Here is a 14,763-nt window from a genome sequence, read left to right on the forward strand (position 1 = left end):
TGTCCCGCAAGGTCTCAGGTTTTCACCTCTTCAAACGTGAATGCCGTAGCGATCCTGATCAGGGCGTATTCCAGAATCAGTCCGACGATGCCGATGACAAAAATCGCGATGATGATGTTCTTGACGTTCAAGTTGTTCCACTCGTCCCACACCCAGAAGCCGATGCCGACACCGCCAGTGAGCATCTCGGCCGCCACAATCACCAGCCAGGCAGTGCCCACGGCCAGGCGCACGCCGGTCAGCATGTAGGGCAGCACCGAGGGGAAAAGGATCTTGGTGACGATCTTCCATTCGCTCAAATTCAGCACGCGCGCCACGTTCATGTAGTCCTGCGGCACGCGTTGTACACCCACGGCGGTGTTGATGACCATCGGCCAGATGCTGCAGATGAATATGGTCCAGATGGCGGCGGGGTCAGCGCCCTTGAACACCAGCAGTCCAATCGGCAGCCAGGCCAATGGCGATACCGGGCGCAGCAGGCTGATCAGCGGGTTGAACATACGACTCAAAAATTCAAACCGGCCAATCGCGAACCCGGCCGGAATCCCGACTGCTGCAGCCAGTCCAAAGCCCAGCGCCACGCGCTCCAGCGACATCAAAATGTTCCAACCCAAACCCTGATCGTTGGGGCCATTGCTATAGAACGGGTCGCTGAAAATCACCACCGCCTGCCTGAACGTGTCAGCCGGCGTGGGAATGCTGCTGGCTGTACTGATCGATACCAGTGCCCAGATGCCGATCAACAGCCCAAACCCCAGCACGGGTGGCAACACTGCCAGCCACAAGCCACGCCAGTCGTAAGCCGGCCTTGGCGCTTTGGTCTTTTCGGGGATAGCAACAGCCAGCGCCTTGTCAATCGTTGCCGTGGCAATGACGGGCGTTTTGGACGCTTCGGCACTTTCGTGCTTCAGCGAGGGATTAAAAACAGCACTGACCATGGTGTGACTCCAGAATGATTGGATGTGAAGGCTCAGACCTTTACCTTGAAACCGTCGGCGTATTTCTTCGGGTCCTTGCCGTCCCAGACCACACCATCGATCAGTTTGCTGGTGCGCATCACATCTTTGGGCAGCGGCGTTTTGGAGGCGGTGGCGGCCTGTTTGTAGATGTCGATCTGGTTGATCTGCTTGGCAACAGTCAGATAGTCCGGATGTTCCTTGAGCAGGCCCCAACGCTTGTGTTGCGTCAGGAACCACATGCCGTCACTCAGGTAGGGAAAGTTGACGGCGCCATCGTTGAAAAACTTCATGTGGTTGGGGTCGTCCCAGGTCTTGCCCATGCCGTTCTGGTAGCGCCCCAGGATGCGCTGGTTAATGGCGTCCACGCTGGTGTTCACATAGGACTTGGCTGCAATGGTTTCTGCCATCCGGGTCTTGTTTTGCAAGCTCGCATCAATCCATTTGCTGGCTTCTAGGATGGCGGCGGTCACGGCACGTGCCGTGTTGGGATGTTTCTTGACAAAATCGGACGTGGTTCCCAGCACTTTTTCCGGGTGGTCTTTCCAGACATCCTGGCTGGTTGCCGCTGACACGCCAATGCCGTCAATGATGGCACGGTGGTTCCAGGGCTCGCCTACGCTGAAGCCGTCCATGTTACCGACCCGCATATTGGCCACCATTTGTGGGGGAGGCACGACAATGCTCTTGACATCCTTGAACGGGTTGATGCCGGCGCTGGCCAGCCAGTAATACAGCCACATGGCATGGGTGCCGGTGGGGAAAGTCTGGGCAAAGGTATATTCGCGCGGCTCTTTTTTCATGATTGACACCAGCCCTTCCAGGGTGCCCGCGCCCTTGTCTGCCAGCTTTTTCGACAGTGTCAAGCCTTGGCCGTTGTTGTTGAGTGTCATCAACATGGCCATGTCTTTTTGGGCGCCGCCCACACCCAGATGCACGCCGTAAATCAGGCCGTACAACACGTGGGCAAAGTCCAGCTCGCCATTGACCAGTTTGTCGCGCACACCGGCCCAACTGGATTCTTTGGTGGGAATGATCTTGACACCGTATTTCTTGTCAAGTCCCAGTTCTGCGGCCATCACCACGCTAGCGCAGTCGGTCAATGGGATGAAACCGATCTTGACTTCGGTTTTTTCGGGTGCGTCGGAACCTGCAGCATAAACTGCAGCGCGCAATGCCGGGCTGATGCCAATCGCGCCGACAGCTGCGGTTTGCAAGACCGCACGGCGGCTGAGGCTGGGTTTTAGAAAATCAGTCATGAGGCAACTCCTGAAAAAATGACAACAAAAAAGGCGTCCTCACATGGCTCAAAACATTGCATACGTGTCGAGCCTGTGGGGACGCCTTTGTCCGGATCTGACCAAGCTCACCCGCCGTTGGATGACTTCAGTCAAGCGACCATCGCTGGTCTTGGTTTGTTATAAGCAATCTGTGTGCCAGGTTTTTCTGGGTGTAAAAATGCTACCGATTCATGAGTTTCTTGTGCCGTTTTATAGGGTTTGGAGCCGTCAAGCATTCAGTTTTCTGTGCTTGCGAAAAGTCGCACTGTAATTGTGCGATGCACCAATTCAGCCCAGCAAATCGGCGACGTCGAGCATGCGTTGCGCCACCTCGGCGAGTTTCAGGCCCTTGTCCATCGCGGTCTTGCGCATTTTCCTGAAAGCCTCGTCTTCACTCAAGTTCTGGCGCTGCATCAGCAGACCCTTGGCACGGTCGATCAGTTTGCGCTCCTTGAGCTCGGTGCTGAGTTCGTCACGCTCGTTCTGGGTACTGGCCAGGGTTTGCAGGAGCGCCTGTTCGTGTTGGAAACGTGCCAGCGCCACATCCAGAATCGGCCGGATACGCTCGGCTGACAGGCCCGCCACGATATAGGCAGACACGCCAGCGGCCACTGCGTCCTTGACATGACGGGTGTCATCGTCGTTGGTGAACATGACGATCGGGCGCCGCTCGTCGCGCGTGGCCATCACCACATGCTCAAGTGCGTCACGGGCATCGCTTTCGGCATCCACAATGATCAGGTCTGGTTGCAACTGGGCGATGCGCTCGCTCAGAAAGACATCGGCGGGCAGACTGGCGATCAGATTAAAGCCGTTTTCAAGTAACCCGATCCGCAGGCTGCGCGAGCGATCGGCTTGGTGAATGGCTTGGGCATCTTGCGGATCAGCGATGTCCAGATCAGGCGCGACAACAACAATGCGAAGACTTGGGTTCATGCCTCAAAAAGACGCAAGAATCAAGCCAGTGTGCCCTCATGCGTGATGTTGAAACGGTGTCAGGACACCCATTTTGTGTTGTCGTCGGCGACGAACTGGTTGACGTCGCCAAGCATGATTTCGCGCAAGGCCTGGATATCCAGCAGGACATCGAACGGGAAACCCTGGCGGTCACCGCGTGCGTCCTCAATCAATGCAGAAAAGCAGGCTCTGAGTTGGTTGGCGTCGTCCTTGAGCGCAAAGATCGTTTGGGCAATGCGTGGGTATTTGTCTGCCAGCGCTTGCGGGAACTTCAAACCTGCCAGCGTGCGAAAGTAGTCTTCCGCAGCAGCTGTTAATTGAACGGTGTCATCGGTCATGGCCATCTCCTGGTGTTCATACCTTCACTACCAGCAAAGAGTGTAGTGGGAACGCGTTCATCTGACACGTCGCCGCCTTTATTGTGCGCCGTAACCTACCAGTTTTTTGACATCCAGAATCCGGATTTCGCGGCGGTCAATGGTGATGAGTTGTTGGGCTTCAAGCTCGTGCAGCACGCGTGAAAAATATTCAGGGGTGAGCGACAGGCGCGAAGCGATGGTGGCTTTGCTGGCGGGCAGGGACACGGTCAGGGTCTTTTGATCGGTGGCCGCGTCCATTTCGACATCGCGCAGCAAGTAACCGATCAAGCGCTGCATGCCGTTTTGCAGTGAATAGGCTTCGACGTCCTGGACCAGGCTATGCAGCCTTCTGGACACACCGGCCAGCATGTGCATGGCAAAGTGGGGGTCCTGTTTGATTTCACTGACCACGCCGTTTTTGCTGACGTTGGCCAGCACCGTGTCAACCAGGGCCTGCGCACTGAGGATATAGGGTTTGTTCAGGAACACCAGTGCCTCGGCAAAACTTTGTCCGGGGCTGATGATCTCAATCACCTTTTCCTGGCCGGCCGGCGACACCACAAACAGTTTGACCTGTCCGCTGACCACGATGTGAAAGGCCTCGCAGGCTTCACCGAGGCTGAATATCATTTCGCCTTTGGCGTAACTTCTGATCTGACTGCTCTTTGCAATGCGTGTCAGCTCATCAGGCGACAGCCCACTGAACAGCGGCGAAGTGGCCAGAAATCGTGGCATGTCAAAAAAATTGGTGGCCAGGGTCATGGCTATTCAAGCGCAATGGCACTGCCCGATGTGTCAAAGGCAATCATGTTGTCAAGTGCACCAAGTTTGATGGATTCCACCATCCGGTCCAGCGTTTGCTCAATGTCCTTGCTGCCGGGCGCGGTGTTATTCCGGCCAGACAGGGCTGCCACAAACACCACATGCCACTGGCTTTGAAACTGGCCGGATTCCAGTTTGAGTGCCGCAAAGCTCTGGATATCTTCAGGTGACTTGTCGGCGCACATGGCAGGCACCAGGGCACCGCCGCCACCGGCTTCAAATTCCCGGCGTTGTTCAGGTGTGCAGTCGTCGGGCAGTTCGGCGCAGGTGAAAACCATCAGCAGGCGCTGCGGCTGCGCTTGTTGGCGTGCTACTTGCAACAAATCGTCAAAGTTGGTAATGGTCATGGTGTGGCATGGGTGTTGAAAGCGGAATCGATCTCGTTGAACAGGGGCTCGGACAAATGTTCAACATAGGGTCCGTGGCCACTGTGGGAGGCCACGGAAGCGGGAATAAATTGGCCGCTGTTGACATCAAAAACATGTATTTCACCATCTTCTATGACATAGTGCCAGCCATGCAGGGTCATTCGGCCGGCTTCAACCTGGGTGCGCACCATGGGATAGCCCATGAGCCGCTCCAGTTGCAGCACCACCGCCCGCTGTTCGGTGCGACGCAGTGCCTCCTCTGTCACTTGCACCGGCAGCACAGCCTCACGTCCGAGTTCCAGCCAGGCACCCAGGTTTTTGGCCTGTGGATGCACTTCTTCATACAGGGCCCGAATGCCGCCGCAATGGCTGTGACCGCAGACCACGATGCGCGAGACCTTGAGGTTCAGTACGGCAAATTCAATGGCGGCTGAGGTCCCGTGAAAACCGGCCGAACCGTCGTAGGGGGGCACAAATGCACCGACGTTGCGCACCAGGAACAACTCACCCGGGCCCATGCCGGTCAGCATGTAAGGCACCAGGCGCGAGTCCGAGCAACCAATGAAAAGAATAGTCGGGTGCTGGCCCTCTGCAATCAGGGTCTGGAACTGCTCTTGCACACCCGGGAAGGTGTGCTCGTGAAAGCGCCGAATGCGCGCCAGCAATTCATCAGGCACTGCGTCAGGGGCCATCCTACTGAACCAGCGGGGTGTCAGCGGCTTCCAGGTCGACGCCCTGGACGCTTGCCTCGCCAGCCAGCAGGCTCAAATACTGGCGCAGCGCCGTTACGAAGGTCTGCTGTTTGAGTGTCATGGCGACTGCACCCTGTACCGACTCGAAAGGCTGGGCCACGCCCGCCTCACGCCCCAATACTTCGACCACATGCAGACCAAAACGGCTATGTACCAGGCGCGGCAGGACGCCCACTTCGGCATGGCCAAAGAGTTCCTTGGCAAACTCAGGGGCGCAGTCGGCCGTTGTCAGCCAGCCCAGCATGCCGCCCTCGGCGCCGCTGGGACAGTTGGACAGGGTGCTGGCCGCCTTGGAGAAGGCGTCTTCCGGATTTTTGCTGTCAAAGCAGCGCACATTGAGCAGCGTGCCTTCGGCCTGTTTGCGCAGCGCATTCAGGTCAACTCCGGGTGTGACCGCGAACAAAATGTGGCGCACATTGACGCGTTCACCCGTGGTGTAGGTGGCCTGGTTGGCCGCGTGGTGGCGGCGGCAGGCTTCCTCAGATGGCTCGGGAACGAGCAGTTCCTGCTCCAGCAGGGTCTCGATGGCAGCCGAGGCGGCTTCGCTGGAGAAACCGTCGGTGCCTGGCTGGTCGCTGGGGTCAAGCAAACCTTTCTGGATGGCCGTCTGGCGCAGCAATTCGGCATAAGCACGTTGGCGCAGTTCATCCGCTGTCAGGGTATCGCCGGCGTCGTGCAGCGCCACGCCGTTGATGCTGGCCACAGCGACTTCGATCTGGGTTGTTATTTGCATGGCCATCACCTTAAACACCGGCGCCGGGCTGGCGCGGTTGATTCTGACCTGCAGGCACATTCAGGTGCCGGCTCCGCACCACCTGGTAGGGGCGCATCAGGTAAGTCACTGAGGCGAAGCCGCTCCAGACATGGACCAGGCGGGTGAACGGAAAGATGAAGAAGATCGTCATGCCTAGGAACATGTGCGCCTTGAAGATAAAGCCCGCATCCGCCAGCAGCGCAACCGCGCCGGGCTGGAAGGTGACGATCGCCTGCGCCCAGCCCGCCAGTTTCATCATCATGCTGCCGTCCAGGTGCTGACCCGACAGCGGCACGGTGGCCAGACCCAACGCCAGCTGCAGCCATAGCAAAACCAGCAACACAATGTCACTGGTCTTGGAGTTGATGCGAATGCGTGGCTCGGTCAGGCGGCGGTGCAGCAGAATGGTGACGCCAATAAAGCCCAGCAATCCGGCAATGCCACCACTGATCATGGCCATGAGCTGCTTGTCGCCGGCGCTGATGAAGTGCTCATAAACAAAGTGCGGCGTCAGCATGCCCATCGTGTGACCAAAAAACAGGAACAGCACACCAATGTGAAACAGGTTGCTGCCCCATCGCAGTTGTCCCATTTTCAGCATCTGTGACGAATCGCTTTTCCAGGTGTACTGGTCGCGGTCGAAACGGATCAGGCTGCCGAGCAAAAAGACGGCAAAGGCGATGTAGGGATACACGCCAAACAGGATGTAGTCAAGGGTGTTCATAGTGGGGCTCCTGCAGTTGCGGTCGTGCTGGCACGGGGTTTTGCCGCATCGGTTTTAACAAAATGAATGGGTTGGGGTTGATCCGGCTTGGTCTGCCCTTTGACGGAGCAACCATCAAATACCACCGGTTCTTCCCAGCTGGTGTCGAGCGGCTCCTCGGCCACGATCTTGACCGGGTGTGCTTTTTCGCCGCTGAGTTCCAGCAGCGCTCCCAAGACACTGGCGTAAGGGCTGTTGCGCTGTTGCAGGGCGCTGAAAATGGCATTGAAGATGTGCGCCATCTCGCCCAAAAATGCGCGCGCCTCCTTGGGGGGCTGGGTCGAGACAAATTCAAGCACCACCGGCAGGTAGTCCGGCATCTCGTCGGGGCCCAGGAACAGGCCGGCCTTTTCGTAGGTTTGTGCCAGGTCGATCATGGCCGGGCCACGGTCACGTGAGTCGCCGTGCACATGCTCGAACAGGTGCAGGGAGGTGGCGCGACCACGGTCGAAGACCTCGACATACTCGGCCTCGTTGTCGAGCGCATTGCCGCGTGCCAGGCCGTTGATGAGTGCGTTGAGCTCTTCCAGGCGAGGTGCTGCAATGGCCTTTTCTGACAGCAGGGCCTGACGCATGTCGCCCAGGTCACCGCGCAGTTGCGCATCCGGATAGGCCAGCAGCCGTGCCAGAACGCGTAGGCTGACAGACGCAGAGGGTGGATTGGAAAAGAGTGCCATGATCAGACTTCCGCCTGGATAGGAATGGTGCGGCGTTTGCTGCCTCCGAACAGGCTGGCTTCGCTGGCACCATCCGAGCAACCATTGCCGAACGAGAAGCCGCAGCCACCGCGCACGTCAAAGGTGTTTTCGGCGTACTCGCGGTGCGTGCTGGGGATGACGAAACGGTCTTCGTAGTTGGCAATGGCCATCACCTGGTACATCTCTTCGACTTCCAGCGTGCTCATCTGCACTTGCGCCAGCGCCGCCATATTGGGTTTGCCATCGACATGTTTGCCACGCTGGTAGGCGCGCATGGCCAGCATCCGCTCCAGCGCGCGTTCCACCGGAAAGGTGTCGCCAGCGGTCAGCAGGTTGGCCAGGTACTTGACCGGAATGCGTAGCTGCTTGACATCGGGAATTTCGCCGTTGATGCCAATGTTGCCCGCGTTGGCAGCGGCACTGATGGGCGAGAGCGGTGGCACATACCAGACCATCGGCAGTGTGCGGTACTCGGGGTGCAAGGGCAGGGCGACTTTCCACTCGACGGCCATCTTGTAGACCGGGCTGTTGCGGGCGGCTTCCATCCATTTGTCAGGAATGCCGTCAAGGCGCGCCTGCTCGATGACTTTCGGGTCGTTCGGGTCAAGGAAGATGTCAAGCTGGGCCTGGTACAGGTCGCGGTCATGTTCCACGCTCGCGGCTTCCTGGATGCGGTCGGCATCGTACAGCAGCACGCCCAGGTAACGGATGCGGCCGACGCAGGTTTCCGAACATACCGTGGGTTGGCCGGCTTCGATGCGCGGGTAGCAGAAGATGCACTTTTCGGCCTTGCCGGATTTCCAGTTGTAGTAGATCTTCTTGTAGGGGCAGCCGCTGATGCACATGCGCCAGCCGCGGCACTTGTCCTGGTCGATCAGCACAATGCCGTCTTCCTCGCGCTTGTAGATCGAGCCCGACGGGCAGGATGCGACACAGGCCGGGTTCAGGCAGTGCTCGCACAGGCGCGGCAGGTACATCATGAAGGTGTTTTCGAACTGGCCGTAGATGTCCTTCTGGATATCGTCGAAGTTCTTGTCCTTGCTGCGCTTGGAGAACTCGCCACCCAGAATTTCTTCCCAGTTCGGACCCCAGACGATTTTTTCCATGCGTTTGCCCGTGATCAGACTGCGCGGGCGGGCGGTGGGTGCCGCCTTGGACTCGGGCGCCGATTGCAGGTGCGCGTAGTCAAAGGTGAAGGGCTCGTAGTAGTCGTCAATTTGTGGCAGGTTCGGGTTGGCGAAGATGCGCATGAGCAGCTTCCACTTGGCACCCTGGCGCGGTTCGATCTTGCCGTCGGCCTTGCGGATCCAGCCACCGTTCCATTTGTCCTGGTTTTCCCATTCCTTGGGGTAGCCAATGCCGGGTTTGGTCTCGACATTGTTGAACCAGGCGTATTCCATGCCGGGACGGCTGGTCCAGACGTTTTTGCAGGTGACGGAGCAAGTGTGGCAGCCAATGCACTTGTCCAAGTTGAGCACCATACCGATTTGTGCGCGAATTTTCATCATTTTCTCCGGTTGGGGACAGAGCTGAAGATCTGTCCCGCAAAAATATTGGATTTCCTTAGGCGTGGGCAGCGTTGGTTTCGGTGGACGAGCCTTCATCGTCGAGCCAGTCCAGTTTGGCCATCTTGCGCACCACCACGAATTCGTCGCGATTGGTGCCAATCGTGCCGTAGTAGTTGAAGCCGTAGCTGAACTGGGCGTAGCCGCCGATCATGTGAGTGGGCTTGAGCACAATCCGGGTGACCGAGTTGTGGATGCCGCCGCGCACTCCGGTGATCTCCGAGCCGGGGGTGTTGATGATCTTCTCCTGCGAGTGGTACATCAGCGTCATGCCCGGGTTGACCCGCTGGCTGACCACGGCACGGGCCGCAATGGCACCGTTGATGTTGAAGACCTCGACCCAGTCGTTGTCCTCAATGCCAGCGCTCTTGGCATCGTCTTCACTGAGCCAGACCACGCTGCCGCCGCGGTTGAGCGTGAGCATTATCAGGTTGTCACTGTAGGTGGAGTGGATACCCCACTTCTGGTGCGGCGTGATGAAGTTCAGCGCAATTTCCTTGTTGCCATTGGGCTTGATGTTCTGGATGCCTGCGGTGGTTTTCAGATCCACCGGTGGCCGGTAGCTGCTGAAGCCTTCGCCAAATGCTGTCATCCACGGGTGGTCCATGTAGAACTGCTGGCGCCCGGTCAGGGTGCGCCATGGGATCATCTCGTGCACGTTGGTGTAACCGGCGTTGTAGGACACGGTTTCACTTTCGATGCCGCTCCAGGTTGGCGAGCTGATGATCTTGCGTGGCTGCGCCTGGATGTCGCGGAAGCGGATTTTTTCGTCTTCGCGGTACAGCGCCAGGTGGGTGTGGTCGATGCCGGTCTGTTTGCCCAGTGCTTCCCAGGCCTTGACCGCCACATGGCCGTTGGTTTCGGGGGCCAGTTGCAGCACCACCTCGCAGGCGTCGATGTCGGTGTCGATCTTGGGCATGCCGCAGGTTACGCCGGCATCGGTCACCAAGCCGTTGAGTTCGCCGAGTTGTTTGACCTCGATTTTGGTGTCCCAGGCGATGCCCTTGCCGCCGTTGCCGACCTTGTTCATCAGCGGCCCCAGGGCGGTGAAGCGCTTGTACAGATTCGGGTAGTCGCGTTCCACCACCATCATGTTGGGGGCTGTCTTGCCGGGGATCAGGTCGATCTCGCCGCGTTTCCAGTCCTGCACGCCAAACGGCTGGGCCAGTTCTGCCGGGGAGTCGTGCATCAACGGTGACAGCACCATTTCGCGCTCCACCCCGAGATGACCGACACAGATTTCGCTGAATTTCTTGGCAAAACCTTTGTAGATGTCCCAGTCGCTACGGGACTGCCAGGCCGGGTCCACCGCTGTGCTCAGCGGGTGGATGAAGGGGTGCATGTCGCTGGTGTTGAGGTCGTTCTTCTCGTACCAGGTGGCGGTGGGTAGCACGATGTCGGAGTAGAGGCAGGTGGTGCTCATGCGGAAGTCCAGCGTCACCAGCAGGTCAAGCTTGCCCTCGGGCGCCTTGTCATGCCAGACCACTTCTTCGGGCTTGGCCTCGTCGGCGCCCAGGTCCTTGCCTTGCACACCGTTGCTGGTGCCCAGCAGGTGCTTGAGGAAGTACTCGTGACCCTTGCCGCTGGAGCCCAGGATGTTGGAGCGCCAGACGAACATGTTGCGCGGCCAGTTGTCGGGGTGGTCCGGGTCTTCGCAGCTCATGGCCTGGCTGCCGTCTTTGAGGCCCTTGACCAGATAGTCCTTGGGCTCCATGCCCGCAGCCGCTGCATCTTTGACCAACTGCATCGGGTTGGTCTTGAGCTGGGGCGCCGATGGCAACCAGCCCATGCGTTCGGCGCGCACGTTGTAGTCGATCATGCTGCCGCCAAACTTGGACTTGTCGGCCAGCGGTGACAAAACTTCGTCGACACCCAGCTTTTCGTAGCGCCACTGGTCGGTGTGGGCATAGAAAAAGCTGGTGGAATTCATCTGCCGGGGCGGACGGATCCAGTCGAGTGCAAAGGCCAGCGCGGTCCAGCCGGTTTGGGGACGGAGTTTTTCCTGGCCCACATAGTGTGCCCAGCCGCCACCTGATTGGCCGATACAACCGCACATCATCAGCATGTTGATGACACCACGGTAGTTCATGTCGGCGTGGTACCAGTGGTTCATGGCCGCGCCAATGATCACCATGGACTTGCCGTGGGTTTTGTCAGCGTTCTCGGCAAACTGGCGCGCCACGGTGATGAGCTGCTCACGCGGTGTGCCGGTAATGCGCTCCTGCCAGGCCGGGGTGTAAGGGGTGTCGTCGTCGAAGTCCCTGGCCGCCAGTTCACCGGGCAGGCCGCGCGCCACACCGTAGTTGGCCACCTGCAGGTCGAACACGGTGGCAACCAGCGCCTCGCGCTTGTCGCCTTCCTTGCCCAGTGCAATGCGTTGTACCGGCACGGTGCGTACCAGCACATTGTTGGCAGCGGCACCCGTGGCGTTGTTGGGAAAATTTTCGCTGACGATGCCACCAAAGTAGGGGAAGCCGACCTTGGCGGTCTCAAGACTGGGGTTTTCACCTTCCATGACCGTGAGCTTGAGCTTGACGTCGGTACCGTGGCGCGCTTCCTTGGCCTGCAGGTTCCATTGGCCTTCATCGGCGCGGCCATCGGCACCCCAGCGGAAACCGATGGCACCATTGGGCAGCACCACCTTGCCGTCTTCGTTGAGGGCCACGGTCTTCCACTCGGGGTTGTTGGCAGCACCGAGTTTGCCATTGAAGTCGGAGGCACGCACATAGCGGTCCGGCACCATCACCACTTCACCGCTGGGCAGGGTTTGCTCTTTCAGCATCACCAGCATTGGCATGTCGGTGTAGCGACGCACGTAGTCGTCAAAGTAGGCGCTGCGCTGGCCTTTTTCGGGAAAGTAGAACTCTTTAAGGATCACATGGCCCATGGCCATGGCCACGGCAGCGTCGGTGCCTTGTTTCGGTTTCATCCAGATGTCGGACAGCTTGGCCACTTCCGAGTAGTCAGGCGTGACGGCCACGGTCTTGGTGCCTTTGTAGCGCACTTCGGTAAAGAAGTGGGCGTCGGGCGTGCGGGTTTGCGGCACGTTGGAGCCCCAGGCGATGATGTAGCTGCTGTTGTACCAGTCGGCCGATTCGGGCACGTCGGTTTGTTCGCCCCAGATCTGCGGGCTGCTGGGCGGCAGGTCGCAGTACCAGTCGTAAAAGCTCATGCAGACGCCGCCGATCAGGCTCAGGTAGCGGCTGCCGGCAGCGTACGAGATCATCGACATGGCAGGGATTGGCGAGAAGCCGATGATGCGGTCGGGTCCGTGTTTCTTGATCGTGTAGACGTTGGCCGCAGCCACCATTTCGTTGACCTCGTCCCAGCCGGATCGCACAAAGCCGCCGAGGCCGCGCACGCTTTGGTAATCCTTGCGCTTGGCGTCGTCCTGGGCAATCGAGGCCCAGGCGTCCACCGGGTCCATTGACAGACGGGCTTCCCGCCAGAGCTTCAGCAGGCGGCCGCGCACCAGTGGGTATTTGACCCGGTTGGCGCTGTACAGATACCAGCTGTAGCTGGCACCGCGGGCACAGCCGCGCGGCTCGTGGTTGGGCATGTCCCAGCGCGTGCGTGGGTAGTCGGTTTGCTGGGTTTCCCAGGTCACGATGCCGCCCTTGACGTAAATCTTCCACGAGCAGGAACCCGTGCAATTCACGCCATGGGTCGAGCGCACGATCTTGTCGTGCGCCCAGCGGTCGCGGTAGGCGTCTTCCCAGGTGCGATCTTCACCCGTGGTGACGCCGTGCTCGCCAGAGAAAGCCTCTTTGGGTTGCGAGAAATAAGTGAGTCGATCAAGAAAGTGGCTCATGGTTTACCTCTTAAAAAATTTGTACAAAACTAATGCTTGCCAGCCTGTCTACGGGTTTTTGATCTCCGACCCGCTGCGTAAATAAAACCACCAGTTCAAAATCAGGCAGAAGGCGTAGAAGATGGCAAAACCGTACATGGCGGTTTGTGGTGTGCCGGCCTTGATCTGGGCACCGATGACCACCGGCGCGATGAAAGCGCCGTAAGCGGCCACAGCCGAAGTCCAGCCCAGCACCGGGCCGGCCTGCTGGCGGTCAAAGATGACGCCGATGGTGCGGAAGGTTGAGCCGTTGCCGATGCCGCTGGCAAAGAATAGCACGATGAACAGACCGATGAAGGTCGGGAAATACTGCTCCGGTGCGGCCGAGCCGTAAGCCTGCATCATCACATAGCCCACCGCGCCGGAAGCAATCACCATCACCACCGAGATGATCTGCGTGACGATGGAGCCGCCCACCTTGTCGGAGATCCAGCCGCCGATGGGGCGCACCGCAGCGCCGACGAAAGGGCCGATCCAGGCGTAGGTCAGGGCCGAGGGTGCATTCGGGTTCTTCAGCGTGTGTTGCATGACGCCGGCAGCGTCGGGGATGTGCTGGAAACCGAAAATCACGGTGATGGCCAGCGGCAGAACCATCGAAAAACCGATGAAGGAACCGAAGGTGACGATGTACAGCGCGGTGAGTGACCAGGTGTGCTTGTTGTGGAAGATGGCGAACTGCTTGGTCACGCCGTCCTTCATGGGGCCGAAGGCCGCTAGCTTCATCATCAAGAGTGCCAGGATGATGTCCAGCGGGATCGCGACCCACATGTTCAGGATGCCCAGACCGGTGGGGGCCGGCAGGTACAGGTAGAGCATGAAGATGGCCGGGATGAAGGCCAGGGTGTAGAGGTAGGTGACCTTGGCGAACGCGACGATGGGGTTGCCGGTGGCGGGCGACACCGTCTTCAGATTGTTCATGCCGAACCAAGCCAGGATGGACAGCGGCACCAGCGAGATCACCCAGGCGAATCCGGCGTTCTGGATCCAGGTCGGCGTGCCGGCGGCGATCTTGCCGAAAATCCAGCCGCTGTCTTTCACAAGCGTCATGGGTTCACCGCCAAAGGCGCCGAGCAGCGGCAAGGTCATCACCAGCGGGATGACGATTTGCATGGTGGTCACGCCGAAGTTGCCCAGGCCGGCGTTCAGGCCCAGTGCCGTGCCCTGCAGCCGCTTCGGGAAGAAGGTGCTGATGTTGGACATGGATGACGCAAAGTTGCCGCCGCCCACGCCAGACCACAGCGCCAACATCTGGAACACCCACAGAGGCCATTCGGGGTGCTGCATGGCCATGCCGGTGCCGATGGCCGGAGCCAGCAGCATGGCAGTAGTGAGGAAGATGGTATTGCGACCACCGGCCAGTCGTACCAGGAAGGAGGCCGGGATGCGCATGGTGGCGCCGGAGATGCCGGAGATGGCGGTGAGGGTGAACAACTCGGCCTGGGTAAACGGAAAACCCAGATTGAGCATCTGCACGGTGATGATGCCCCACATGCCCCACACGGCAAAGCCACAGAGTAGCGCCGGAACGGAAATCCACAGATTTCGGTAAGCGATTTTTTTGCCTGTGGTTTCCCAGAACTGGGCGTCTTCCGGGCGCCAGTCGGCGATGTCAACGCCTGATGCTTGTGAATTGCTCATA

Annotated in this window: 13 protein-coding genes; all 13 read right to left on the reverse strand. The window is 59.1% G+C overall.

Annotated elements, in window-relative coordinates:
- Nucleotides 1-14: 14 nt before the first annotated feature.
- The 13 genes from ntrB to NDJ10_RS00465 all read right to left on the reverse strand — a co-directional run bounded on the left by ntrB (nt 15) and on the right by NDJ10_RS00465 (nt 14,762).
- Nucleotides 15-938, reverse strand: coding sequence for a nitrate ABC transporter permease (ntrB, locus tag NDJ10_RS00405; RefSeq protein ID WP_296159059.1), 924 nt, complete (start codon nt 936-938; stop codon nt 15-17).
- A 32-nt stretch (nt 939-970) separates the two neighbouring features.
- Nucleotides 971-2,215 carry a CmpA/NrtA family ABC transporter substrate-binding protein gene (locus NDJ10_RS00410; RefSeq protein ID WP_296159060.1) on the reverse strand — a complete coding sequence of 415 codons (1,245 nt, stop codon included), beginning with the start codon at nt 2,213-2,215 and terminating at the stop codon, nt 971-973.
- 309 nt (nt 2,216-2,524) lie between these two features.
- Entirely contained in the window at nt 2,525-3,172 is a 648-nt protein-coding gene (locus NDJ10_RS00415; RefSeq protein WP_296159061.1) for an ANTAR domain-containing protein, read from the reverse strand.
- A gap of 59 nt (nt 3,173-3,231) precedes the next feature.
- The gene (locus tag NDJ10_RS00420) at nt 3,232-3,531 is read right to left on the reverse strand and encodes a hypothetical protein (protein WP_296159062.1); all 300 of its coding nucleotides are present in this window, start codon (nt 3,529-3,531) and stop codon (nt 3,232-3,234) included.
- Nucleotides 3,532-3,609: 78 nt separating this feature from the next.
- Entirely contained in the window at nt 3,610-4,314 is a 705-nt protein-coding gene (locus NDJ10_RS00425; RefSeq protein ID WP_296159063.1) for a Crp/Fnr family transcriptional regulator, read from the reverse strand.
- A gap of 2 nt (nt 4,315-4,316) precedes the next feature.
- Complete coding sequence (locus NDJ10_RS00430; protein WP_296159064.1) at nt 4,317-4,721, reverse strand: ribonucleotide reductase subunit alpha; 405 nt, start codon at nt 4,719-4,721, stop codon at nt 4,317-4,319.
- Nucleotides 4,718-5,434: a carbonic anhydrase gene (locus NDJ10_RS00435; RefSeq protein ID WP_296159065.1), complete on the reverse strand. Its 717-nt coding sequence runs from the start codon at nt 5,432-5,434 to the stop codon at nt 4,718-4,720. The genes NDJ10_RS00430 and NDJ10_RS00435 overlap by 4 nt, the downstream gene beginning before the upstream one ends.
- A 1-nt stretch (nt 5,435) precedes the next feature.
- Complete coding sequence (locus NDJ10_RS00440; protein WP_296159066.1) at nt 5,436-6,227, reverse strand: peptidylprolyl isomerase; 792 nt, start codon at nt 6,225-6,227, stop codon at nt 5,436-5,438.
- A 10-nt stretch (nt 6,228-6,237) separates the two neighbouring features.
- Complete coding sequence (gene narI / locus NDJ10_RS00445) at nt 6,238-6,972, reverse strand: respiratory nitrate reductase subunit gamma (RefSeq protein WP_296159068.1); 735 nt, start codon at nt 6,970-6,972, stop codon at nt 6,238-6,240.
- Entirely contained in the window at nt 6,969-7,688 is a 720-nt protein-coding gene (gene narJ, locus NDJ10_RS00450) for a nitrate reductase molybdenum cofactor assembly chaperone (RefSeq protein WP_296159069.1), read from the reverse strand. The genes narI and narJ overlap by 4 nt, the downstream gene beginning before the upstream one ends.
- Nucleotides 7,689-7,690: 2 nt before the next feature.
- Nucleotides 7,691-9,214, reverse strand: a complete 1,524-nt coding sequence (gene narH / locus NDJ10_RS00455) for a nitrate reductase subunit beta (RefSeq protein WP_296159070.1) — start codon at nt 9,212-9,214, stop codon at nt 7,691-7,693.
- 58 nt (nt 9,215-9,272) lie between these two features.
- Entirely contained in the window at nt 9,273-13,085 is a 3,813-nt protein-coding gene (locus NDJ10_RS00460; RefSeq protein WP_296159071.1) for a nitrate reductase subunit alpha, read from the reverse strand.
- A 48-nt stretch (nt 13,086-13,133) separates the two neighbouring features.
- Nucleotides 13,134-14,762, reverse strand: a complete 1,629-nt coding sequence (locus NDJ10_RS00465; RefSeq protein WP_296159072.1) for an MFS transporter — start codon at nt 14,760-14,762, stop codon at nt 13,134-13,136.
- Nucleotide 14,763 lies beyond the last annotated feature (1 nt).

It is taken from the genome of Rhodoferax sp. (assembly GCF_023700745.1).
GTDB lineage: Bacteria > Pseudomonadota > Gammaproteobacteria > Burkholderiales > Burkholderiaceae_C > Rhodoferax.